Origin of the sequence: Pseudomonas gessardii (genome assembly GCF_001983165.1) — a bacterium.
Lineage (GTDB): Bacteria > Pseudomonadota > Gammaproteobacteria > Pseudomonadales > Pseudomonadaceae > Aquipseudomonas > Aquipseudomonas gessardii.
Genome location: NZ_MNPU01000013.1, coordinates 12106 through 33501, shown reverse-complemented (window position 1 = coordinate 33501; position 21396 = coordinate 12106). Strand labels below are relative to the sequence as shown.

General features: G+C 61.8%; 21 protein-coding genes. 9 read left to right on the top strand and 12 right to left on the bottom strand.

Features of this window, described 5'->3' with window-relative positions:
- Positions 1-29: 29 nt before the first annotated feature.
- The gene (mdaB, locus tag BLL38_RS11485; protein WP_076962691.1) at positions 30-620 is read right to left on the bottom strand and encodes an NADPH:quinone oxidoreductase MdaB; all 591 of its coding nucleotides are present in this window, start codon (positions 618-620) and stop codon (positions 30-32) included.
- Between the two features lie 123 nt (positions 621-743).
- Entirely contained in the window at positions 744-1508 is a 765-nt protein-coding gene (locus tag BLL38_RS11480; protein ID WP_076962690.1) for a sulfite exporter TauE/SafE family protein, read from the bottom strand.
- A 191-nt stretch (positions 1509-1699) separates the two neighbouring features.
- On the opposite strand from BLL38_RS11480, the gene BLL38_RS11475 reads away from it, so the two are divergent.
- Positions 1700-2596 (top strand): LysR substrate-binding domain-containing protein, encoded by an 897-nt coding sequence (locus tag BLL38_RS11475; RefSeq protein WP_076962689.1) that lies wholly within the window; start codon positions 1700-1702, stop codon positions 2594-2596.
- Here the strand turns inward: BLL38_RS11475 and BLL38_RS11470 are convergent.
- Together BLL38_RS11470 and kynU are read right to left on the bottom strand one after the other, a co-directional pair.
- Positions 2542-3948 carry an amino acid permease gene (locus tag BLL38_RS11470; protein WP_076962688.1) on the bottom strand — a complete coding sequence of 469 codons (1407 nt, stop codon included), beginning with the start codon at positions 3946-3948 and terminating at the stop codon, positions 2542-2544. The genes BLL38_RS11475 and BLL38_RS11470 overlap by 55 nt on opposite strands.
- A gap of 150 nt (positions 3949-4098) precedes the next feature.
- Positions 4099-5349, bottom strand: a complete 1251-nt coding sequence (gene kynU / locus BLL38_RS11465) for a kynureninase (protein ID WP_076962687.1) — start codon at positions 5347-5349, stop codon at positions 4099-4101.
- Between the two features lie 143 nt (positions 5350-5492).
- Here kynU and BLL38_RS11460 point away from each other — a divergent pair, with 143 nt between their 5' ends.
- Positions 5493-5966 carry an Lrp/AsnC family transcriptional regulator gene (locus tag BLL38_RS11460; RefSeq protein ID WP_076962686.1) on the top strand — a complete coding sequence of 158 codons (474 nt, stop codon included), beginning with the start codon at positions 5493-5495 and terminating at the stop codon, positions 5964-5966.
- A 153-nt stretch (positions 5967-6119) separates the two neighbouring features.
- Here BLL38_RS11460 and catA read toward each other — a convergent pair whose 3' ends face one another.
- The 3 genes from catA to BLL38_RS11445 are packed head-to-tail and all read right to left on the bottom strand — an operon-like array spanning position 6120 to position 8523.
- Positions 6120-7049 carry a catechol 1,2-dioxygenase gene (gene catA, locus BLL38_RS11455; RefSeq protein WP_076962685.1) on the bottom strand — a complete coding sequence of 310 codons (930 nt, stop codon included), beginning with the start codon at positions 7047-7049 and terminating at the stop codon, positions 6120-6122.
- Between the two features lie 42 nt (positions 7050-7091).
- On the bottom strand, positions 7092-7382 hold the full coding sequence (catC, locus tag BLL38_RS11450) for a muconolactone Delta-isomerase (RefSeq protein ID WP_076962684.1): 291 nt from the start codon (positions 7380-7382) through the stop codon (positions 7092-7094).
- A gap of 13 nt (positions 7383-7395) precedes the next feature.
- Positions 7396-8523: a muconate cycloisomerase family protein gene (locus BLL38_RS11445; protein WP_076962683.1), complete on the bottom strand. Its 1128-nt coding sequence runs from the start codon at positions 8521-8523 to the stop codon at positions 7396-7398.
- A 114-nt stretch (positions 8524-8637) separates the two neighbouring features.
- On the opposite strand from BLL38_RS11445, the gene BLL38_RS11440 reads away from it, so the two are divergent.
- Entirely contained in the window at positions 8638-9513 is an 876-nt protein-coding gene (locus tag BLL38_RS11440; RefSeq protein WP_076962682.1) for a LysR family transcriptional regulator, read from the top strand.
- A 133-nt stretch (positions 9514-9646) separates the two neighbouring features.
- Here the strand turns inward: BLL38_RS11440 and BLL38_RS11435 are convergent, their stop codons facing one another.
- Positions 9647-10648, bottom strand: a complete 1002-nt coding sequence (locus tag BLL38_RS11435) for an AraC family transcriptional regulator (protein WP_076962681.1) — start codon at positions 10646-10648, stop codon at positions 9647-9649.
- 309 nt (positions 10649-10957) lie between these two features.
- Between BLL38_RS11435 and antA the strand changes: the two genes are divergently transcribed.
- From antA to BLL38_RS11415, 4 genes are all read left to right on the top strand, one after another.
- A complete protein-coding gene (gene antA / locus BLL38_RS11430) occupies positions 10958-12349 on the top strand; it encodes an anthranilate 1,2-dioxygenase large subunit (protein ID WP_076962680.1) in 1392 nt (463 codons plus the stop codon).
- On the top strand, positions 12349-12840 hold the full coding sequence (gene antB, locus BLL38_RS11425) for an anthranilate 1,2-dioxygenase small subunit (RefSeq protein WP_076962679.1): 492 nt from the start codon (positions 12349-12351) through the stop codon (positions 12838-12840). The genes antA and antB overlap by 1 nt, the downstream gene beginning before the upstream one ends.
- A gap of 48 nt (positions 12841-12888) precedes the next feature.
- Positions 12889-13896 carry an anthranilate 1,2-dioxygenase electron transfer component AntC gene (antC, locus tag BLL38_RS11420; RefSeq protein ID WP_076962678.1) on the top strand — a complete coding sequence of 336 codons (1008 nt, stop codon included), beginning with the start codon at positions 12889-12891 and terminating at the stop codon, positions 13894-13896.
- A gap of 71 nt (positions 13897-13967) precedes the next feature.
- Positions 13968-15371, top strand: coding sequence for an amino acid permease (locus tag BLL38_RS11415; RefSeq protein WP_076962677.1), 1404 nt, complete (start codon positions 13968-13970; stop codon positions 15369-15371).
- 190 nt (positions 15372-15561) lie between these two features.
- On the opposite strand, the gene kynA is transcribed toward BLL38_RS11415, so the two are convergent.
- Both kynA and kynB read right to left on the bottom strand, forming a co-directional pair.
- Entirely contained in the window at positions 15562-16419 is an 858-nt protein-coding gene (gene kynA / locus BLL38_RS11410) for a tryptophan 2,3-dioxygenase (protein WP_076962676.1), read from the bottom strand.
- The gene (gene kynB, locus BLL38_RS11405) at positions 16416-17066 is read right to left on the bottom strand and encodes an arylformamidase (protein ID WP_076962675.1); all 651 of its coding nucleotides are present in this window, start codon (positions 17064-17066) and stop codon (positions 16416-16418) included. The genes kynA and kynB overlap by 4 nt, the downstream gene beginning before the upstream one ends.
- Before the next feature lie 376 nt (positions 17067-17442).
- Between kynB and BLL38_RS11395 the strand changes: the two genes are divergently transcribed.
- Positions 17443-17787: a cupin domain-containing protein gene (locus BLL38_RS11395; protein ID WP_076962673.1), complete on the top strand. Its 345-nt coding sequence runs from the start codon at positions 17443-17445 to the stop codon at positions 17785-17787.
- Positions 17788-17835: 48 nt separating this feature from the next.
- On the opposite strand, the gene mmsB is transcribed toward BLL38_RS11395, so the two are convergent.
- Both mmsB and BLL38_RS11385 read right to left on the bottom strand, forming a co-directional pair.
- Positions 17836-18723: a 3-hydroxyisobutyrate dehydrogenase gene (mmsB, locus tag BLL38_RS11390; protein ID WP_076962672.1), complete on the bottom strand. Its 888-nt coding sequence runs from the start codon at positions 18721-18723 to the stop codon at positions 17836-17838.
- Between the two features lie 14 nt (positions 18724-18737).
- The gene (locus BLL38_RS11385; protein WP_076962671.1) at positions 18738-20264 is read right to left on the bottom strand and encodes a CoA-acylating methylmalonate-semialdehyde dehydrogenase; all 1527 of its coding nucleotides are present in this window, start codon (positions 20262-20264) and stop codon (positions 18738-18740) included.
- 131 nt (positions 20265-20395) lie between these two features.
- On the opposite strand from BLL38_RS11385, the gene BLL38_RS11380 reads away from it, so the two are divergent.
- Entirely contained in the window at positions 20396-21343 is a 948-nt protein-coding gene (locus BLL38_RS11380) for a LysR family transcriptional regulator (protein WP_076962670.1), read from the top strand.
- Positions 21344-21396: the final 53 nt, after the last annotated feature.

Here is a 21396-nt window from a genome sequence, read left to right as displayed (position 1 = left end):
TGAATACGACTGCGTGGATACTAGCCGTATTACAGCGCCAGGTTAAACACCTGGGCCAGATGCTGTTCATAGCGCAACACATCGGCCTCGATGGCGGGGCGCTTCATCACGTCCACACAGAGGAACGTCGGCAGGCCGCTCATGCCGAGGAACTGGTTGGCCTTGTGGAACGGGAAGTACACCGCGTCCACGCCCTTGGCCTCGAAGAAGTCGCTCGGGTCGTCGAATGCCGCCTGCGGCGCGTTCCAGGTCAGCGACAACATGTACTGCTTGCCCTGGATCAGGCCGCCGCTGCCGTATTTTTGCGACGCATCGGAACGGGTGCGGCCATCGCTGGCGTACAGGCTGCCGTGGCCTTGGGTGAAGACCTCGTCGATGTACTTCTTGACGATCCACGGGGCGCCCATCCACCAGCCGGGCATCTGGTAGATGATTACATCGGCCCAGAGGAACTTGGCGACCTCTTCGGCCACGTCGTAGCCAGCGTCGATATGGGTGACTTTCACGTCGAGACCACCCCGGTCCAGCACGGCCAGGGCCGCATCATGCAGGGTGTTGTTGTAGCGGCCATCGGAGTGGGCGAATTGCTTGCCGCCATTGAGCAACAGAACTTTTTTCATAAGGGTTTACCTGAAGGTTGAAAATGCATGAGCCCAGGCTACGGGCAACCCCTCGGGTGAGTAAGCCTCGGATCGGCAAAACACTTTTGACCTTCAAGCACGAGTAATCATTTGATTGTTGCGCTAGCCGCCTATCAACAGGTGCCCGCCCAGGGCCGCCATGCCCATAAAGAACACGCGTTTGAACACCGTGGCACTGATGCGCTGGCGCAGCTGTTGCCCCAACCACATGCCCAGCAGCGCCGGCACCAACGCCAGCAACGAGGCATTCAGCTCGCCAGCGCCGAGGTTGCCGCGCCAGAACAGCCCGCCTGCCAGGGCCAGGGTCGACACGCTGAAGGACAGGCCCAGCGCCTGCACCAGTTGGTCACGGTGCAAGCCCAGTGCTTGCAGGTAAGGCACGGCCGGGATCACAAAGACGCCGGTGGCCGAGGTGATGATCCCCGTCAGCAGGCCACACAGTGGGCCCAGCCAGCGCTCGGTGCGAGCGGGCACACGGAGCGTCGGCAGCAACAGCCCGCACAGCGCATACACCAACAGCGCCCCGCCCAAGGCCCGCACCACCCAGGGGCCGCCGTCCAAGCCCAGCCACAGCGAGCCGAACCCGGTGCCCAGAAAAATCAGCAGCAACATGGGCCACAGGCGCCGGCTCAATGCGCCCAAGTGCCCACCGAAGGTCAGTTGCCAGAGGTTGGTAATCGTCGAAGGGATGATCAACAAGGCCGCAGCCTGCGCCGGCAACATAGCCAGGCCGAGCAGGCCCATGGCGACGGTGGGCAGGCCCAGGCCAATTACGCCCTTGACGGTGCCGGCCAGCAGGAAGGTGCCGATCACCAGCAGGGTCAGGGCTGGGCCGAGGTGTTGGTAGAACGCGAGGAAGGTAGTCATGGGGGGGAGTTTGCGGGTTTGGCGTGGGGTTGGAAATTCGCCATATACTGAGGCTGCCTCTTGTTTTGTGTGAGGCTTAGACCGCTATCGCAGGCAAGCCAGCTCCCACATTCTGAATGTGTTCACCCTTCCAAATGTGGGAGCTGGCTTGCCTGCGATAAGGCCCGTCCAGGCACCCGAGAACCCCAGCCATGCACTTTGACCTGATCGACCTGCGCCTCTACCTGCATATCCTCGACGCCGGCAATATCACCGCCGGCGCCGCCCGCAGCCACTTGTCCCTGGCCGCCGCCAGTGCGCGCATCCGCGCCATGGAGGCTTCATTGGGCGTCGAATTCCTGCAGCGCGGCCGCCGTGGCGTGACCCCGACCGCCGCCGGTAACGCCCTGGCCCGGCACGCACGCCTGCTGTTGCAACAAGCCGAACGCCTGCAACAAGAGCTGGCGGAATACGCCAACGGCGTCAAAGGCCAGGTGCGCCTGCTGTGCAACACCACCGCCCTTAGCGAATACCTGCCGGAGTTGCTGGCGGATTTTCTCTGCGCCCACCCCAACCTCGATATCGACCTGCAAGAGCTGCCCAGCCTGCGCATCACCCATGCCCTGCGCCAGGGCGCGGCGGACCTGGGGATTATTTCCGATGCGGTGGACACCCATGGCTTGCAGACCCGCCCCTTTCGCGACGACCCGTTGATGCTGATCCTGCCGACAGGGCATCCGCTGACGGCCGGCGCAGTGAGTTTTATCGACAGCCTGCCTTACGACTATGTAGGCCTGGCCGCCGACAGCGCGTTGGCGGTGTACCTGGAGGAGCAGGCGCTGCACGCGGGCTTTCGCTTGCAGACCCGGGTGCGGGCCGATGGCTTTGCTGGGGTGATGCGCATGGTCGCCCGTGGCGCCGGGCTGGGGATTGTGCCGCTGGCGGCGTTGCAGCGCTGGCCCCACGCGCAGCCCTTCCAGGCCCAGCCCCTGACGGAGGACTGGGCCTGTCGCAAACTGCTGGTGTGCGCGCGTTCGTTCGAGCAGTTGCCGGGTTATGCCAGGGCCTTGCTCGATGCCTTGTCCGTGCCTTTGCGGAAAAACACGTAATACACCGCCGAGAGAATCAGCAGGAACGGCACGCCAAACACCAGGGTCATCTTGAACGCCTCGGTGAAGAACGTGGTGATCATCACCGCGCCCATCAGCACCAGCCCCAGCAGCGTGCTGTAGGGAAACAGCCGCAGTTGGAACGACAACTTCGGCCCGCCATGGCGCTTGCGGTAGCGGCGGAAGAACAGGTGCGTGAGGAAGATCATGAACCAGGTGAAGATCGCGCCAAACATCGAGATGGCCATCATCAAGGTGAAGGAGCTTTCCGGGTACACCACGTTGAGCAGGGTCGCCAGGGCGATGCCCGAGCTGGACAGCAACAGGGCATTGAGCGGGATCCCGCTCTTGCTCAGGGCGCCCATGGATTTTGGCGCAAAGCCGGCGCGGGACAGGCTGAACATCATGCGCGTGGTGATGTACAGCTGGCTGTTCATGGCCGACAGCGCGGCAATCAGGATCACGAAGTTCATCACCCCGGTGGCGCCGGGAATGCCGATGGTCTGCATCACCGTGACAAACGGGCTCTGGCTCTGGCCGGCCTGGTTCCACGGCACGATGGCCAGCATCAGCGCCAGGGTCAGCAGGTAGAACACCACCAGCCGCACAATCGTCGCGCGGAAAGCTTTTTTCACCGCCTGCTCCGGGTCGGCCGCTTCACCCGCCGCCACCGCGATCATCTCCACGCTCAGGTAGCTGAAGATCGACACGATCACCGCGATCCACATGCCACTCAGGCCATTGGGGAAAAACCCGCCATGGGCCGTGTAGTTCTGCACCCCGTAAGCCGGGTTGCCGGAGCCGAACACCACATACACCGCGAGGATGATAAAGCCGACGATGGCGCTGATCTTGATCGTGGAGAACCAGTACTCGAAGTTGCCGAAGGTCTTGACGCTGATGGCGTTAAGCACGATCAGCACACTGGAGAACGAGACGATCCACACCCATTCCGGCACGTTGGCGAACCAGTACTTCATGTACATCGCCACCGCCGTGACCTCGGCGCCCACCGCCAGCACAATCGCCGCCCAGTACGCATAACGCACCAAAAACCCGGCCAGGGGGCTGATATAGAACTCGGCGTAGGCGCCAAAGGAGCCGGAGGTGGAATGGGCCACCGTCATCTCCGCCAGGCAGCCCATCAACAACAAGGTGATCAACGCGCCAATGGCGTAGCTGACCAGCACGCTGGGCCCGGCATAGCCGATGGCATAGGCGCTGCCCATAAACAACCCGGTGCCGATGGCGCCACCGATGGCGATCATGCTCATCTGCCCGGAAGTGAGCTGGCGCCGCAGGCCCAGTTCGCGGTTGGTGATTGCTGCAAAGCCGTTGTCTGGCGTGGTCACGTGGCGTGCCCCTTTATTATTGTGATGGTTACTGCTGGCCAAGCACCTGTGGGAGCTGGCTTGCCTGCGATGCAGGCACCTCGGTATGTCAGTGAGACCGAGGCGATTTGATCGCAGGCAAGCCAGCTCCTACATGGGTTTTGTGGTTTTTCAGGTGACGCTGTGGCGCACTTTGAATTGCGGCTGGTCCCAGGTTTTCTCATCGAGGATTTCGCCAAGGATTTCTACCGCATCCCACACCTCGGTAAAGCTGGTGTACAGCGGGGTAAAACCAAAGCGCATGATCTTCGGCTCACGGTAATCACCAATCACGCCACGGGCAATCAGGGCCTGGACGATGGCGTAGCCTTGCGGGTGTTCAAAGCTCACATGACTGCCGCGCTTGGCATGGTCGAGCGGAGTGATCAGTGTCAGGTCATGGGCGGCGCAGCGGCTTTGCACCCGTTCGATAAACAGGTCGGTGAGCGCCAGGGATTTGCGGCGCAGGCTGGCCATGTCGGTCTGGGCGAAGATATCCAGGCCGCACTCGACCATCGCCAGCGAGGTGATCGGTTGGGTGCCACACAGGTAGCGGGTGATGCCCTTGCCCGCCACGTAGTTGGACTCCATGGCGAACTGGCGGCTATGGCCGAACCAGCCCGACAAGGGCTGCGCCACCAACTCCACCAGCGCCGGGTTGACCCAGACAAACGCCTGGGAACCCGGGCCGCCGTTGAGGTATTTGTAGGTGCAGCCAATAGCGTAGTCGGCGCCGGCCTGGTGCAGGTCAATCGGCACTGCGCCCGCCGAGTGCGCCAGGTCCCAGATCGCCAGTGCGCCGCACTCATGGCTCAGGGCGGTCAGCGCCTGCATGTCGTGCATGTAGCCGGTCTTGTAGTTGACGTGGGTGATCATCACCACGGCAGTGTCCTGGTCGATGGCCGCCGGCAGTTCGTCCGGGCTGTTCACCAGGCGCAGGCTGTAGCCCTGTTGCAGCAGCGCGGCCAGGCCTTCGGCGATGTACAGGTCGGTGGGAAAGTTGCTCGCCTCGCTGACAATCACCTTACGCTGCGGCTGGCGTTGGCGCTGCACGCTCAAGGCGGCGCTGAGCACCTTGAACAGGTTGATCGAGGTGGTATCGGTAATCACCACTTCAGCCTCGCCCGCGCCGATCAGCGGCGCCAGGCGGTTGCCCAGGCGCTGGGACAGATCGGCCCAGCCGGCGCTGTTCCAGCTGCGGATCAAACCATTGCCCCACTCCTCGGCAATCACCGCTTGCGCCCGCGCAAGCGCCGCCACCGGGCGTGCGCCGAGGGAGTTGCCGTCGAGGTAGATCACCCCTTCCGGCAGGGCGAACTGATAGCGCAGGGGCGCCAGCGGGTCCTGGGCATCGAGGGTCTGGCAGTGATTGCGGCTGGTCATGGAAAGTCCTGTTTTTATAGGTGACGATGGACCAAATAATGAACGAAGATTTGCAGAATTTTCGTGCAAAGTGCGCGACAACTGGCTTAATAAGCTGTAGGAAATTCTAATTTAACCTCCAAATACGCGGATTAATTCTAAGCATGATTCTCGACGCCACCGACCTGCGCCTCCTGTATTTCTTGCAACAGGATGGCCGTATCAGCAACCAGGAACTGGCGGAAAAAGTCGCCCTGTCGCCGTCCGCCTGCCTGCGTCGCTTGCGCCTACTGGAGAGTGAGGGGGTGATCAGCGGTTATCGCGCGGTGCTCAATGCCGAGCAGTTGGGGATCGAGCTGGAAGCCATCGTCCACCTGTCGTTGCGCCAGGATATGGAGGACTGGCACGAGACCTTTATCAAGAAGGTCCAGGGCTGGCCGGAAGTGGCCAGTGCCTATGTGATCACCGGCGCCAGCAACTACGTGCTGCGGGTGCAGGCGCGCAACCTCAAGCACTTTTCCGACTTTATCGTGAACCACCTCAACCGCACGGCGGGGGTGATGGATATCCGTTCGGAGATTGTGTTGCAGAAGATCAAGGATCGGGATGAGGTGCTGGACCTGGTCGTGCGCAAATAGCCAAAACACCGCCGATCACCTGTGGGAGCTGGCTTTTGTGGGAGCCGGGCTTGCCCGCGATACAGACACCTCGGTTTATCTGCAATACCGAGGAGATACTATCGCAGGCAAGCCAGCTCCCACAAAAGCCAGCTGCCACAGGTTTGACTGCGTTTAGTCTTCGAGGGCGCGTACGCGTTGCATGCGCTTTTGCTCGACCGGGGCCACCGCCGGCTGCAACTCGAAGTCGAAATCGATCTGCGCAAACTTGCCCTCCACGCCAAACTCCCGCGCCAGTTGCGGGTCTTCGCTAAAGCGAATCTCGGCAATCAGCTCATCCCGCGTCGCGTAGGCAAAGTCATCATGCAGATACGGATCATCCGACAGGTTGATCTGCGTGGTCAGGTGCCGATGCCCCGGTGCCGAGATAAAGAAGTGGATATGCGCCGGTCGCTGGCCGTGGCGCCCCAGTTGATCGAGCAACTGCTGGGTCGGCCCGGTCGGTGGGCAGCCGTAGCCAGACGGCACGATGCTACGGAAACGATAATTGCCCTGGGCATCGGTCTCGATCCGGCGGCGCAGGTTGAACTCCGATTGCGATGGGTCGAACCAGGAGTAAGTCCCGCCGGTGTTGGCCTGCCACACATCCACAATCGCCCCGGCCAACGGCTTGCCGTCGACATCGCGCACTTGCCCGCGCATAAACAGCGGCACAGCCGTATCCAGGCCATCGTCCAGGCGTGCTTCGTATTTAGACAGCGGCGCACCCGCCACGTACAGCGGCCCTTCGATGGTGCGCGGGGTGCCGCCGGACTTGCCAGCTTGCTCGTCGGCGGCGTCCATCAACAGGTCCAGGTAATGCTCCAGGCCCAGGCCTGCGGCAAGCAGCCCGGCTTCCTGGTTCTTGCCCAGTTCATTGAGGTAGTTGACCGCCTTCCAGAACTCTTCCGGGGTCACTTCCAGGTCTTCGATGATATTCACCGTATCGCGCAGGATCCGGTAGATCAGCGCCTTGGCCCGTGGGTTGCCGGCGTCATTGAGGTTGCCACTGGCTTCTTCGAGAAAGCGCTGGGCATGGGCAGTCTGGGACAGTCGAATGGACATGGTGCAATCCTCATCTTGTAATTATTAAGTGGCTAGACAGACTCAGCGATCATCCTCATGGATCGACGACGGATGCCGGCACAGGGCATTCACTTCGATGGCCATGTAGGGATAGAGCGGTAGTTGCATCAACAGGTCATGCAGTTCCTGCACGCTGTCGACATCGAACACGCTGTAGTTGGCGTACAGCCCGGCGATGCGCCACAGGTGGCGCCATTTGCCCTGCGCCTGCAGGCCTTGGGCCAGGGCTTTTTCGTCGGCCTTGAGGGCCGCCGCGCGCTCGGGGTTCATGTCCACGGGCAGGTTGACGGTCATTTTTACGTGAAACAACATCGCAGGCGTCCTCTTAATGTTTGTCACGACGGAAGAACGCCAGGCGTTCCTCATCGATGGCCAGGCCCAGGCCCGGGGCGGTCGAGACATGCAGGTGGAAATCGCGATACACCAGCGGCTCGGTAAGAATATCTTCGGTGAGCAGCAGCGGCCCGAACAGCTCGGTGTCCCACGCCAGTTTGTTCAGGGTGAGAAATGCATGGGCCGACGCCAGGGTGCCGATCCCGCCTTCGAGCATGGTGCCGCCATACAGGCCGATCCCCGCCGCTTCGGCAATCGCCGCCGTGCGCAACACCGCGCGCGGGCCGCCGTTTTTCGCGATCTTCAGGGCAAACACCGAGGCCGCGCCTTCGCGGGCCAGGTTAAAGGCATCTTCGACACATTCGATGGATTCGTCGGCCATGATCGGCGCCGGGCTCGACAGGTTGAGGCGGGCCATGCCGCCACGGTTATTGCGCGAGATCGGCTGTTCGATCAGGTCGATCCCGTTATCGCCCAGCACCTTGCAGGCGCGCAGGGCCACGGCTTCGTCCCAGGCCTGGTTGACGTCCACCCGCACGCTGGCGCGCTCGCCCAGGGCTTGTTTGATCGCGATCACATGGGCCAGGTCCTGGCTGACTTCACCGGCGCCGATCTTCAGCTTGAAGATGCGGTGGCGGCGTAGGTCGAGCATCTTCTCGGCCTCTTCGATGTCTTTTGCGGTGTTGCCGCTGGCCAGGGTCCACGCCACTGGCAAGGCATCGCGCACGCGGCCGCCGAGCAGTTCGCTGACCGGTAAAGCCAGGCGCTTGCCGAGGGCATCGAGCAAGGCGCTTTCAATGCCGGACTTGGCAAAGGTATTGCCACGGATGCTGCGCTCCAGGCGCAACATCGCCGCGTTGATATTGCTGGCATCCTGACCGATCAGCAGCGGCGCAAAATGTTGGTCGATATTGATCTTGATACTGTCGGGGCTTTCATTGCCGTAGCTCAGGCCACCGATGGTGGTGGACTCGCCAATGCCTTCGGTGCCGTCGGCGCAACGCACGCGGATGATCACCAGGGTCTGGTTTTGCATGGTGTGCATCGCCAGCTTGTGCGGGCGGATGGTGGGGAGATCGACGATGATGGTCTCGATCGACTCGATGGCGCAAATCGGCATGGCAATACCCGTTGGGTTCTTTATAGGTCTTGCTTGATTCTGTCGCCCATTGTTGTTGGCTTCCAATATAGAATTGGTCTCGAACAATACCCTCAAGGTATGAGAGGAACCCGTATGGAACTGCGCCACTTGCGTTACTTCCAGGTGCTGGGGGAAACCCTGAACTTCACCCGCGCCGCCGAACGCCTGCATATCGCCCAGCCGCCGTTGAGCCGGCAGATCCAGCAATTGGAAGACGAGTTGGGCGTGGTCCTGCTGGAGCGTGGCCGGCCGTTGCGGCTGACCGAAGCCGGGCGCTACTTCTATGAACACGCCAATGTGCTGCTGGAGCAATTGACCAAGACCTGCGACAACACCCGGCGCATCGGCCTGGGGCAGAAGACCTGGCTGGGGATCGGCTTTGCCCCCTCGACCCTGTATGGCGTGCTGCCAGAGCTGATCCGCCGCCTGCGCAGCCATGACGCGCTGGAGCTGGAATTGGGCCTGGCGGAGATGACCACCCTGCAACAGGTCGAGGCGCTCAAGGCCGGGCGCATCGATGTGGGGTTCGGGCGGATTCGCATTGATGACCCGGCCATTGTCCAACGCGTGCTGGTGGAGGATCGGCTGGTGGCGGTGTTGCCGGCCGGGCACCCGCTGCTGGGCGCACCGGTGACCCTCGCGCAACTGGCCGCCGAGCCACTGGTGCTGTACCCCGGCAACCCGCGCCCCAGCTATGCCGACCATGTGATCGCACTGTTCGACACCCATGGCCTGGCGATCAAGGTGGCGCAATGGACCAATGAGTTGCAGACCGCCATTGGCCTGGTCGGGGCCGGCATGGGGGTGACGCTGGTGCCGGCCTCGGTGCAGATGCTGCACCGGGCGGATATCGGCTATACGCCGATTGTCGAGGCCACCGCGACGTCGCCGATCATTCTCAGCCGGCGGGTTAATGATCAGTCGCCGGGGCTGGGTCATTGCTTGCAACTGGTGGAAGAGCTGATCTGAAACAGCCCAGCCACCACTAATACCCTGTGGGAGCTGGCTTGCCTGCGATAGCGGTGGATCAGTCACCAGATTCTTTGACTGCCCCACCGCTATCGCAGGCAAGCCAGCTCCTACATTTTGATCTGCAGTGTGTTCAGGCACCGCGCATGCGCCGCGCACCGTTACGTTGCAGCGTCTGGCTGGGGGATTCGTCGAACAGTTTGCGGTACTCCGCCGAAAACCTTCCCAGGTGGGTAAAACCCCAGCCCAGGGCGATTTCGGAGATGGTGCGGGTTGCCCCATGCTCCAGAATCTCCTGGCGCACCGCGCCCAGGCGGTACTTTTTCAAGTAGGCCATGGGGGACAGGGCGAAGTATTTGCGAAACGCATCGAACAGCTTGAACCGCGACACCCCGGTGGCCGCCTCCAGGTCTTCCAGGTGCAGCGCTTCGCGGGCGTTATCGTGGATATATTGGCGGGCGCGGATCAGGTAGTGGGGCAACTTCACGCCCAGCACGTCGCGCAGTTCTTCGGAGTAGTTGTTCGGCTGGGCCAGGATCAGGCCCTTGATCAGCGAGCTTTCCAGGTCCCGGGTAAACGCGGCCTGGTCATACAGCTCGCTGCTGTGTTCCAGCTCCGCGATAACGTGCCGCGCCATGCGCCACCACGCCGCCGGTGCACCCTGCACCGCATCCATCACCGCTTCAAAGCGCAACGGCGCATCAATCGGCCGCTGTAACAGGCCCTCCAGGATTTCGCTCATCGCCGCGCGGGTGATCACCACCTGCAACTTGCGGCAGTCGCCGGAGATCGCCAGCACCTGGTGTTCATTGGGCGAGATGATCACGCCCTGGTCGCGGTTGGAACTCAAGCGCTGGCCGCCCTTGCTCAACTCCTGCTCGCCCACCAGCGGCAGGCTCAGGCTGTAGCTGCGAAAGTGTTCGGCGTCTTCGATATCGATGGTCACGTCGGTGCCATATTCGATCACCCCCAGCGTGGTGGCGCGGGACTTGAACACATTGGCACTGTGGTGGAAGCGCAGGCGCGCAGGCGCGGTGGTTTCCAGGCGATGGGGCCCGCAGATGCCGGACATCCAGCTGCGGGCACCTTCAAGGTCGAAACGTTCAATACGGATATCGCGTGTATGGCTACTCATCAGGGTGCACTCACGGCGGTTGTGGCCAGCGCGCTCTGACGGCGCGTCCGGTGGATCAAGGCAAGTTCTGCGCCACCTCGCGCACTTGCCCACTGAGTGGATAACGAGCGTCGACTATGTGGATAAGAAACCGGCTTTTACGACCATTGCCTGGCCAGACAGTAGCGCATTCCCCGGCGGCGTTGCACCCAAGTGGGTACTTGCTCCCCAACTATGCGGCCCATCTTCCCCCACTAAGCGGATAGCTGGCCGCCCCCCTGCCCGCCTCTAATGAACCACCGATTAGCTACCCAATAAAAGGTGCCTCCCATGAGTGGTGCAAGAAGCGTCGAGCAGTGGAAAACGTTTATCGAAAGCTGCCTGGATTTCCGTCCGGCCGAGGGTGTGTTCCGCATCGCCCGTGACATGTTCACCGAGCCCGAGCTGTTCGACCTGGAGATGGAACTGATCTTCGAGAAGAACTGGATCTACGCCTGCCACGAAAGCGAACTGGCCAACAACCATGACTTCGTGACGATGCGCGCCGGGCGCCAGCCGATGATCATCACCCGCGACGGCGAAGGCCAGCTCAATGCCCTGATCAACGCCTGCCAACATCGCGGCACCACCCTGACCCGCGTCGGCAAGGGCAACCAGTCCACCTTTACCTGCCCGTTCCACGCCTGGTGCTACAAGAGCGACGGGCGCCTGGTGAAGGTCAAGGCGCCGGGGGAATACCCGGAAGGTTTCGACAAGGCCACCCGCGGCCTGAAGAAGGCGCGCATCGAAAGCTACAAGGGCTTTGTGTTTATCAGCCTCGACGTGCACGGCACCGACAGCCTGCAAGACTTCCTCGGCGACGCCAAAGTGTTCTTCGACATGATGGTCGCGCAATCCGCCACCGGTGAGCTGGAGGTGCTGCCCGGCAAGTCGGCCTACACCTACGACGGCAACTGGAAGCTGCAAAACGAAAACGGCCTGGACGGCTACCACGTCAGCACCGTGCACTATAACTACGTGGCCACGGTGCAGCATCGCCAGCAGGTCAACATGGAGAACGGCAGCGCCTCCGGCAGCACCCTGGACTACAGCAAACTCGGCGCCGGCGATGCCAACACCGATGACGGCTGGTTTGCCTTCAACAACGGCCATAGCGTGTTGTTCAGCGACATGCCCAACCCCAGCGTGCGCTCCGGCTACGCCACCATCATGCCGCGCCTGGTGGCAGAGCACGGCCAGCAAAAGGCCGAGTGGATGATGCACCGCCTGCGCAACCTCAACGTGTACCCGAGCCTGTTCTTCCTCGACCAGATCAGCTCGCAACTGCGCATCATCCGCCCGGTGGCGTGGAACAAGACCGAGATCATCAGCCAGTGCCTGGGGGTCAAGCACGAATCCGACGCTGACCGCGAAAACCGTATCCGCCAGTTTGAAGACTTCTTCAACGTGTCCGGCATGGGCACCCCGGATGACCTGGTGGAATTTCGCGAAGCCCAGCGCGGCTTCCAGGGCCGCCTGGAACGCTGGAGCGATATCTCCCGGGGCAGCCATCGCTGGGCAACCGGGCCGACGCCCAACAGCGAGGCCATCGGCATCCAACCGGCCATGACCGGCACCGAATTCACCCACGAAGGGCTGTACGTCAACCAGCACCGCAACTGGCAGACCTTCCTGCTGGACGGTCTGGACGCACAATCCTTGAAACTGCACGAGGTGAAATGATGAACGCGCCATTGCAGTATCAGATCGAGCAGTTTTTCTACCGCAAATCCGAGCTGTGCGACGCCCAGGACTGGGACGCCTATGTGCAGTTGTTCGACCCGCAGAGTGAGTTCCACCTGCCGCAATGGGATTCGGAGCACGTCTACACCCGCGACCCCAAGCGCGAGATGTCGCTGATCTACTACGCCAACCGTTCGGGCCTGGAAGACCGGGTGTTCCGCCTGCGCACCGGCAAGGCGGCGTCCGCCACCCCCATGCCGCGCACCTTGCACCTGATCAATAACGTACGGATTGCCGAGCAGGCTGATGGCTGCCTGGAGGTGCGGCTGAACTGGCACACGCTGTTTTATCGGTTGGCGATGTCGGAGCAGTTCTATGGCCACGCCACCTATAGCCTCAAGCCCCATGGCGACAGTTGGCTGATCACGCGCAAGCACGCATTGCTGCTCAACGACACCATCAACTCGGTGCTGGATTTCTACCACCTCTGACGTTGCCCTCCCACGGCGAATACGCAAAATATCCATGGAGAACGGTGGATGAATCACAAAGTGGCCTTCAGTTTTGCCGACGGCAAGACCTTGTTCTTCCCGGTGAGCGCCAACGAGATCCTGCTGGATGCGGCGCTACGCAACGGCATCAAGATCCCCCTCGATTGCCGCGAAGGCGTGTGCGGCACCTGCCAGGGGCGCTGCGAGTCCGGCGACTACAGCCAGGATTATGTGGACGACGAGGCCCTGTCCAGCCTCGACCTGCAACAGCGCAAGATGCTCAGTTGCCAGACCCGAGTCCAATCGGATGCGGCGTTTTACTTCGATTTCGATTCGAGCCTGTGCAATGCGCCAGGGCCGGTGCAGGTCAGCGCCAGGGTGTGCGAGGTGCAACAGGTGTCGGCCAGCACGGCGATTTTGTCGGTGCAACTGGAGCAGGCCCTGGATTTTCTGCCAGGCCAGTACGCCCGGCTGTCGATTCCCGGCACCGATAGTCAGCGCTCGTACTCTTTTGCCAACCGCCCGGGCAACCGTTTGCAGTTTCTGATCCGCCTGCTGCCGGACGGGGTGATGAGCAATTACATCCGCGAACGCTGCCAGGTCGGCGATGAACTGCGACTGGAGGCACCGCTGGGTGCGTTTTATCTGCGGCACGTCACCCAGCCACTGGTGCTGGTGGCCGGCGGCACCGGATTGTCGGCACTCTTGGGGATGCTCGATGAATTAGCCGAGCGCGGCTGCGAGCAACCGGTGCACCTGTATTACGGGGTGCGCGGGGCCGAGGATTTGTGCGAGGCCGAGCGTATCAAGGCGTATGCCCGATCCATCCCGGGGTTTCGCTACACCGAAGTGCTCAGCGACCCAGCGCCGCAGTGGCCCGGCAAGCGCGGCTATTTGACCGAGCATTTCGACCTGGCCGAATTGCGGGATAAATCGGCCGATATGTACGTGTGCGGCCCCCCGCCAATGGTCGAATCGATCAAGAACTGGCTGCAAGAACAGGCACTTGATGGCGTTCAGCTGTATTACGAAAAGTTTACCGAGAGTAATATCTGACCCCTCAGCAGTGAGGGGCGGGTCTGGCGTGCAGGATCAACCCTGAAAAAAACAAGTAAAAGGGAATGTTAATGGCGGATGACATGGTTAACCCGGTGGGCCTCAAGCGTGGCCTGAAAAACCGGCATATTCAGCTGATTGCCCTGGGCGGGGCGATTGGTACGGGTTTGTTCCTCGGTTCGGCCGGGGTGCTGAAATCGGCGGGGCCTTCGATGATCCTGGGCTATGCGATAGCCGGGTTTATCGCGTTCCTGATCATGCGCCAGCTGGGCGAGATGATTGTCGAGGAACCGGTCGCCGGCTCCTTCAGCCACTTCGCCCACAAGTACTGGGGCGGCTATGCAGGCTTCCTCGCCGGCTGGAACTACTGGGTGCTGTATGTGCTGGTGGGCATGGCCGAATTGACGGCGGTGGGCAAGTACATCCAGTTCTGGTGGCCGGAGGTGCCGACCTGGGTCAGCGCGGTGGTGTTCTTTATCGCGGTGAACCTGATCAACACCCTGAACGTGAAGTTCTTCGGTGAGACCGAATTCTGGTTCGCGATCATCAAGGTAGTGGCGATCATCGGCATGATCGTGCTCGGCTGCTACCTGCTGTTCAGCGGCACCGGCGGCCCGCAAGCCTCGATCAGCAACCTGTGGGACCACGGCGGCTTCTTCCCCAACGGCGGCATGGGCCTGTTGATGGCGATGGCGTTCATCATGTTCTCGTTCGGCGGCCTGGAGCTGGTGGGTATTACCGCAGCCGAAGCCAGCGAGCCGCGCAAGGTGATCCCCAAGGCGATCAACCAGGTGGTGTACCGGATCCTGATTTTCTACGTCGGCGCCCTGACCGTGCTGCTGTCGCTGTACCCCTGGGATCAACTGCTGCAAACCCTCGGCGCTTCCGGCGATGCCTACAGTGCCAGCCCGTTCGTGCAGATCTTCTCGTTGATCGGTAACGACACCGCCGCGCACATCCTCAACTTCGTGGTGCTGACCGCCGCCCTGTCGGTGTACAACAGCGGCGTGTACTGCAACAGCCGCATGCTGTTCGGCCTGGCCGAGCAAGGCGACGCGCCCAAGGCGCTGATGAAGCTCAACAAGCAAGGCGTACCGTTGCGCGCCCTGGGCATTTCGGCCCTGGTGACGTTGCTGTGCGTGGTGATCAACTACGTGGCACCCAAGGATGCACTGGTGCTGTTGTTTGCCCTGGTGGTTGCTTCGCTGATGATCAACTGGGCGCTGATCAGCCTGACCCACATCAAGTTCCGCAAGGCCATGGGCGAGCAAGGCGTGGTGCCGTCGTTCAAGACCTTCTGGTTCCCGTTCAGCAACTACCTGTGCCTGGCGTTCATGCTGGTGATCGTTGGCGTGATGCTGGCCATCCCGGACATGCGCCCATCGGTGTATGCGATGCCGGTGTGGGTGGGGATTCTCTTTGCGGCGTACTGGCTGCGCTCGAAGAAGGCCAAGGCCGTCGCCGTCGCACAATAACCTGTGTAGGAGCTGGCTTATGTGGGAGCTGGCTTGCCTGCGATGGCATCGACTCGGTCTAACTGAATGACCGCGCCGCCTGCATCGCGGGCAAGCCCGGCTCCCACATGAACGGGGTCACAATAGGTATGCATTGCCAACAAAAAGCCCCGGTACTCAATGAGTGCCGGGGCTTTTTGCTGGGTTTCAATCAGAGCGTCGAACGCACCCGCCACAGCTCGGGAAACAGCACCGTGTCGAGCATCTTGCGCAGGTAACCCACGCCCTCAGTACCACCGGTGCCCGGCTGGAAGCCGATGATCCGCTCCACCGTGGTCACATGGCGGAAGCGCCATTGGCGGAACGAGTCCTCCAGGTCGATAAACTTCTCGGCCAACTGATACAGGTCCCAGTAACGGTTCGGATCGCGGTACACCTCGCGCCACGCCGCCTCTACCGATTCGTCATGCACCGTCGGCGCCGTCGGGTCGCGTTGCGCGCGCTGCGGGTCAATCGCCAGGCCCGCCTTGATCATCAGGTTGATCGCCTCGTCATACAGCGACGGCGTGGCAATCGCCACTTGCAGCTCCTTGAGCAATTCCGGGCGATGGGCGTGGGGCCGCAACAATGCCGCGCTTTTATTGCCGAGGATGAACTCGATTTCCCGGTACTGGAACGACTGGAAGCCCGACGACTGCCCCAGGTACGGGCGGATCGCCTTGTACTCCGACGGCGTCATGGTCGCCAGCACCGCCCAGGCGTGCACCAGTTGGTCGAAAATCCGCGACACCCGCGCCAGCATCTTGAACGCCGGCGCCAGCTCACCCAGGCGCACATGTTCACGGGCGGCCTTGAGTTCGTGGAGCATGAGTTTCATCCACAGCTCGGAGGTCTGGTGCTGGATGATAAACAGCATCTCGTTGTGGTCCGGCGACAGCGGGTGCTGGGCCGTGAGCACTTTGCCCAGGTCCAGGTAGTCGCCGTAGCTCATGGACTCGGAAAAATTCAGCTCGGCGTTATGCCATTCTTCCGGCGGCTGGTATTCAGGGGAGAAAGGACATTGGCTCATCGCGTGGGCTCCTTGAGCGGGCGCAGGATTGCTCGTACCGGGCTGGCATCGAGGTTGGCAAAACGCAGCGGCAGCGCGATCAACTCGTAATCGCCCTGCGGCACGTCGTCGAGCACGATGCCTTCGAGAATCGCCATGCCATGCCGGGCGACGGCGTTGTGGGCATCCATGGTCTTGGACTGTTGCGGGTCCAGGGATGGCGTGTCGATGCCGATCAGGCGCACGCCGAGGCTGGCCAGCAGCTCGACCGTTTCTTTGGCAACGGCGGTGAAGTCCGCATCCCAGGTAGTCAGCGGCGCCTGTTGATAAGTGCGCAGCAGCACCCGCTCCGGCAGGTTATCCAGGCGCCCCTGCAACTGCTCGGGCTGCACCAGCGCGCCGCTGTCCAGGCAATACAGCACCCGGCACGGGCCCAGGTACACATCCAGCGAGACTTCGCCGATGGGCGCGCCGTCGGCACTGTAGTGCAACGGCGCATCGACATGGGCACCGGTGTGGGGCGACAGGGTAATGCGCCCGACGTTCACCGGGCATTCGGGGCCGAACTGCCAGACGCGTTCTTCCTGGAAGGGGGTGTCGCCCGGCCAGGTCGGGGTGGCGGTGCTCAAGGGTGGGCTGATATCCCACCACGTTTTTATTGGATTCATACGAGGCTCTCGGCTGTTTCTAAAGTGAATGATACGAGGGCCAGCGGTAAATATTCTTGCGAATTCCAGCGCGAAGGCTGATTTCTTTCGTACTTACTGCGAAGAAACGTCTGATTATTGAACAGATCCATCAGCCATCGCCGATCAAATGTGTGCGAGCTTATGTGGGAGCTGGCTTGCCTGCGATAGCATCACTGCGGTGTGACTGACACACCTCGGTGCTTGTATCGCAGGCAAGCCAGCTCCCACAGGGTTCGGTATAGGTTTGGGAAGCGTATGGCAATGCGCTTCTGGGCATCCCAGTGTCGAGTTCAGACCACAGCCATTCGGGCAAGCGCTATAGGGTTGGCCTTCACGTCCCAACCTTGGAGCCATCATGTCCCAGCCGATCACTGTACTGCGCGATACCCATCCCCTGCCGGTCCTGGATGCCTGCAAATGGCAGAAACTCGAAGGCGACCCACACACCGTCAACCTCAACGCCTACACCAGCGAAGACGGCAGCAAGATCATGGGCACCTGGATCTGCACCCCGGGCAAGTGGTACGTGGAATACGTGAAGTGGGAATACTGCCATTTCCAGGAAGGCTACTGCGTGATCACCCCGGATGGCCTGGAGCCGATCCATTTGCGCGCTGGGGATATCTTTGTGGTGGAGCCCGGCATGAAGGGCACGTGGGAAGTGGTCGAGACAGTGCGTAAGTATTTCGTGTTTGCCTGATCGAGAAAAACCCGGGAACCCGCCCGACGCGGGCTCCCGGAAAAGCCCTTACTGGGGTTTGCGATAGCTGTTGATGATCGCCGAGAAGTCCTTGCCCCCGTCCCCGCGCTGGCTCATCGCTTGATACAACTGCTGCGCCACCGCCCCCAGGATCACCGGCTGGTGCGCCTGGCGGGCCGCTTCGGTCGCCAGGCCCAGGTCCTTGAGCATCAAGTCGGCGCCAAACCCACCGGTATAGCCCCTGGATGACGGCGCGGTCTCGCTCACCCCCGGCCATGGGTTGTAGGTGTCGGAACTCCAGCAACGCCCGGTGGAGCTGTTGATGATGCCGGCCAGCACCTGGGTGTCGATGCCCAGTGCATCGCCCAGGGCCATGGCCTCGCTGACGCCGACCATGCTGATCCCCAGCAGCAGGTTGTTGCAGATCTTGGCGATCTGCCCGGTGCCGACTTCACCGCAATGCACGATGTTGCGGCCCATCTGCGCCAGCACCGGTTGCAGGGTGGCGAACAGTTCCGGGGTGGCGCCGACCATAAAGGTCAGCGTCCCGGCCTGCGCCCCGCCCGTGCCGCCAGAGACGGGGGCATCGGCCATCGCCACGCCGTGCCTGGCTGCCGCAGCCGCCACATCGCGAGCGGTCTGTGGGTCGATGGTGCTGCAATCCACCGCAGGTACGCCTTTGCCGATACCGGCGAGCACGCCGTCTTCATTCAGCCAGACGCTGCGCACATGGGCGGCAGCAGGCAGCATGGTCAACACCAGTTCGGCGCCTTCTGCTGCTGCGCGCGGTGAGGCGCTGATGGTGCCGCCCAATTCGGCCAATTCCTTGAGCACGGTCTGGTTCAGGTCGAACAGGTTCAGCGCGTGGCCAGCCTTGATCAGGTTGCGGGCCATGGGGGCGCCCATGTTGCCCAGGCCGATAAATGCAATCTTCATGCTCGTCTCCTTGATCAACGCAGGTTGATGGTGGTGTTGACGCCATCATTGACGCTGTCGTCGTCGAACCAGCGGCTGGTGACGGTTTTGGTCTGGGTGTAGAACTGCACCACTTGCTTGCCGTACGGGCCCAGGTCGCCGAGTTTCGAGCCACGGGAACCGGTGAAGCTGAAGATTGGCACTGGCACCGGGATCGGGATGTTGATGCCCACCTGGCCGACGTCGATTTCGCTCTGGAACTTGCGCGCCGCCGCACCGCTCTGGGTGAACAGGCCGGTGCCGTTGCCGAACGGGTTGGCGTTGACCAGGGCGATGGCTTCGTCGAGGGTATCGACTTCCAGCACCACCAGCACCGGGCCGAAGATTTCCTGGGTGTAGATCTGCATATCGGTGGTCACGCCCGAGAACAGGGTCGGGCCGACGAAATTGCCTTGCTCGAAGCCCGGCACCTGGATGTCGCGGCCATCCAGTTCCAGCTTGGCACCTTCTTTCACGCCGCTGGCGATCAGGTCGAGGATACGTGCCTTGGCGCGCTTGGAAATCACCGGGCCCACGTCGGTGCCGGCTTCGCTGCCGGCGTTGACTTTGAGTTTCAGCGCCAGGGCCTTGAGGTCCGGCAGCCACTGCCTGGCCGCGCCGACCAGCACCACCACCGAGGTGGCCATGCAGCGCTGACCGGCCGCACCGAAACCGGCGCCGACCAGGGCATTGAGGGTTTGTTCACGGTTGGCATCCGGCAGCACCACCGCATGGTTCTTCGCGCCCATCATCGATTGCACACGCTTACCGTGCTTGCCCGCCAGGTCGTAGACATGGGTGCCGACAGCAGTCGAGCCAACGAAGGACACGGCCTTGATATCTTTGTGGGTGCACAGGGCATCCACCACCGCCTTGCCACCGTGGACCACGTTCAACACACCGGCTGGCACACCAGCTTCCAGCGCCAGCTCCACCAGCATCAGGGTCGACAGTGGATCCTGTTCCGACGGCTTGAGCACAAAGGTGTTACCGCAGGCGATGGCCATGGGGAACATCCACAACGGGATCATCGCCGGGAAGTTGAACGGGGTGATGCCGGCGCACACGCCGATGGGTTGGCGCAGGGTGTAGGTATCGACGCCACCGGCGACGTTCTCGGCAAACTCGCCCATTTGCAGGGTGCCGATGGAGCAAGCGTGCTCGACCACTTCCAGGCCACGGAAAATATCGCCCTCGGCATCGGCAATGGTCTTGCCTTGCTCGGCACTGAGGACGACGGCAATGCGCTTGGAGTGTTCACGGATCAGCGCTTGCAGCTTGAGCATGATGCGCATGCGCGCGCCGATCGGCGTCAGCTTCCAGGTCTGGAAGGCGCGATGGGCGGCGTCGATGGCCGCGTTGACTTCATCGGCCGTGGCGAAGGGCACACGGGCCAGGACTTGTTGGGTCGCCGGGTTGACGATGTCTTGCCACTCGGTGGTCTTGGACTCGACCCATTCACCGTTGATCAACAGTTTGGCCTGTTTCACGGTGGTATCGGCAGACGTAAGCGATGCGTTCATGGGGGTCTCCAGATCTTGTAGTTATGCAGAGAGCCAAGGCGTGAAGCGCCTTGAGGATGAGGCGTTCGGACGATTTTTGGAGTATAGATGTGCAAACTTCCAATAAGAACCCACATAAAAGCCGGTCCAACATGCAAAAAAACATCACCTCTTTAGGCTCGCTGAACTGGGACGACCTGAAGTTTTTCCTCGAAGTGGCCCGCACCCGCAAGGCCAGCGTCGCCGCCAAGCGCCTGGCGGTGGACTACACCACCGTGTCACGGCGCATCAGTTCGCTGGAAGGCTCCCTGGGCACCCTGCTGTTCGAGAAATCCCGGACCAGCGGCTTTGTGCTGACCAACGAAGGCCAGCGCTTGCTGGGTTATGCCGAGTCCATCGAAAGCACCTTGCACATGGCCTGCGAACAAGTCTCCGGCTCCGGCGTGGCACTGTCCGGGCATGTGCGCATGGGCTGCACCGAGGGGTTCGGCAGCTTTTTCGTCACCCCGCAACTGAGCCACTTCGTCGACACCTACCCGGCGATCTCGGTCGACATCCTGCCCCTGCCCCACTTCATCAGCCTGTCCAAGCGCGAAGCCGACATTGTCATCGCCCTGGAGCGCCCGGAACACGGGCCCTACGTATGCTGCAAACTGTGCGACTACAAGCTGCAGCTGTACGCGACCCAGGACTACCTCGACCAGCACCCGCCCATCCGCCGCCCGGCCGACCTGGCCGACCATCCGTTTATCAGCTACGTGGATGACCTGGCGTTCAGCTCAGAGCTGCTGTACCTGGCCAATGTCGTCCCGGGCGCCAGCGCCAGCCTGCGCAGCACCAGCGTGATCGCGCAGTACGTGGCGGCGCAGCAGGGGCGTTCGCTGGCGATCCTGCCGTGCTTCCTGGCTGCGCAGGATCCACGGTTGCTACCGGTGCTGGGGGAGGAGGTCACTGTGACGCGGCAGTTCTGGATGTATTGCCGGGAGGATTTGCGCAAGTTGAAACGGATTACGTTGTTGTGGGATTACATCCGTGAGGTGACGGAGCAGAACCAGGGGTTGTTGATGGGGCAGACGCGGGAGATGGTGTTTGCCCAATAGCCGCCAGAACACTGGAGCAACTGTGGGAGCGACCCGACAAGCTCGCTTCCACA

Coding starts and splice junctions, on each gene's coding strand:
- mdaB (WP_076962691.1), bottom strand. CDS start 620: ATGAAAAAAGTTCTGTTGCTCAATGGCGGCAAGCAATTCGCCCACTCC.
- BLL38_RS11480 (WP_076962690.1), bottom strand. CDS start 1,508: ATGACTACCTTCCTCGCGTTCTACCAACACCTCGGCCCAGCCCTGACC.
- BLL38_RS11475 (WP_076962689.1), top strand. CDS start 1,700: ATGCACTTTGACCTGATCGACCTGCGCCTCTACCTGCATATCCTCGAC.
- kynU (WP_076962687.1), bottom strand. CDS start 5,349: ATGACCAGCCGCAATCACTGCCAGACCCTCGATGCCCAGGACCCGCTG.
- BLL38_RS11460 (WP_076962686.1), top strand. CDS start 5,493: ATGATTCTCGACGCCACCGACCTGCGCCTCCTGTATTTCTTGCAACAG.
- catA (WP_076962685.1), bottom strand. CDS start 7,049: ATGTCCATTCGACTGTCCCAGACTGCCCATGCCCAGCGCTTTCTCGAA.
- catC (WP_076962684.1), bottom strand. CDS start 7,382: ATGTTGTTTCACGTAAAAATGACCGTCAACCTGCCCGTGGACATGAAC.
- BLL38_RS11445 (WP_076962683.1), bottom strand. CDS start 8,523: ATGCCGATTTGCGCCATCGAGTCGATCGAGACCATCATCGTCGATCTC.
- BLL38_RS11440 (WP_076962682.1), top strand. CDS start 8,638: ATGGAACTGCGCCACTTGCGTTACTTCCAGGTGCTGGGGGAAACCCTG.
- BLL38_RS11435 (WP_076962681.1), bottom strand. CDS start 10,648: ATGAGTAGCCATACACGCGATATCCGTATTGAACGTTTCGACCTTGAA.
- antA (WP_076962680.1), top strand. CDS start 10,958: ATGAGTGGTGCAAGAAGCGTCGAGCAGTGGAAAACGTTTATCGAAAGC.
- antB (WP_076962679.1), top strand. CDS start 12,349: ATGAACGCGCCATTGCAGTATCAGATCGAGCAGTTTTTCTACCGCAAA.
- antC (WP_076962678.1), top strand. CDS start 12,889: ATGAATCACAAAGTGGCCTTCAGTTTTGCCGACGGCAAGACCTTGTTC.
- BLL38_RS11415 (WP_076962677.1), top strand. CDS start 13,968: ATGGCGGATGACATGGTTAACCCGGTGGGCCTCAAGCGTGGCCTGAAA.
- kynA (WP_076962676.1), bottom strand. CDS start 16,419: ATGAGCCAATGTCCTTTCTCCCCTGAATACCAGCCGCCGGAAGAATGG.
- kynB (WP_076962675.1), bottom strand. CDS start 17,066: ATGAATCCAATAAAAACGTGGTGGGATATCAGCCCACCCTTGAGCACC.
- BLL38_RS11395 (WP_076962673.1), top strand. CDS start 17,443: ATGTCCCAGCCGATCACTGTACTGCGCGATACCCATCCCCTGCCGGTC.
- mmsB (WP_076962672.1), bottom strand. CDS start 18,723: ATGAAGATTGCATTTATCGGCCTGGGCAACATGGGCGCCCCCATGGCC.
- BLL38_RS11385 (WP_076962671.1), bottom strand. CDS start 20,264: ATGAACGCATCGCTTACGTCTGCCGATACCACCGTGAAACAGGCCAAA.
- BLL38_RS11380 (WP_076962670.1), top strand. CDS start 20,396: ATGCAAAAAAACATCACCTCTTTAGGCTCGCTGAACTGGGACGACCTG.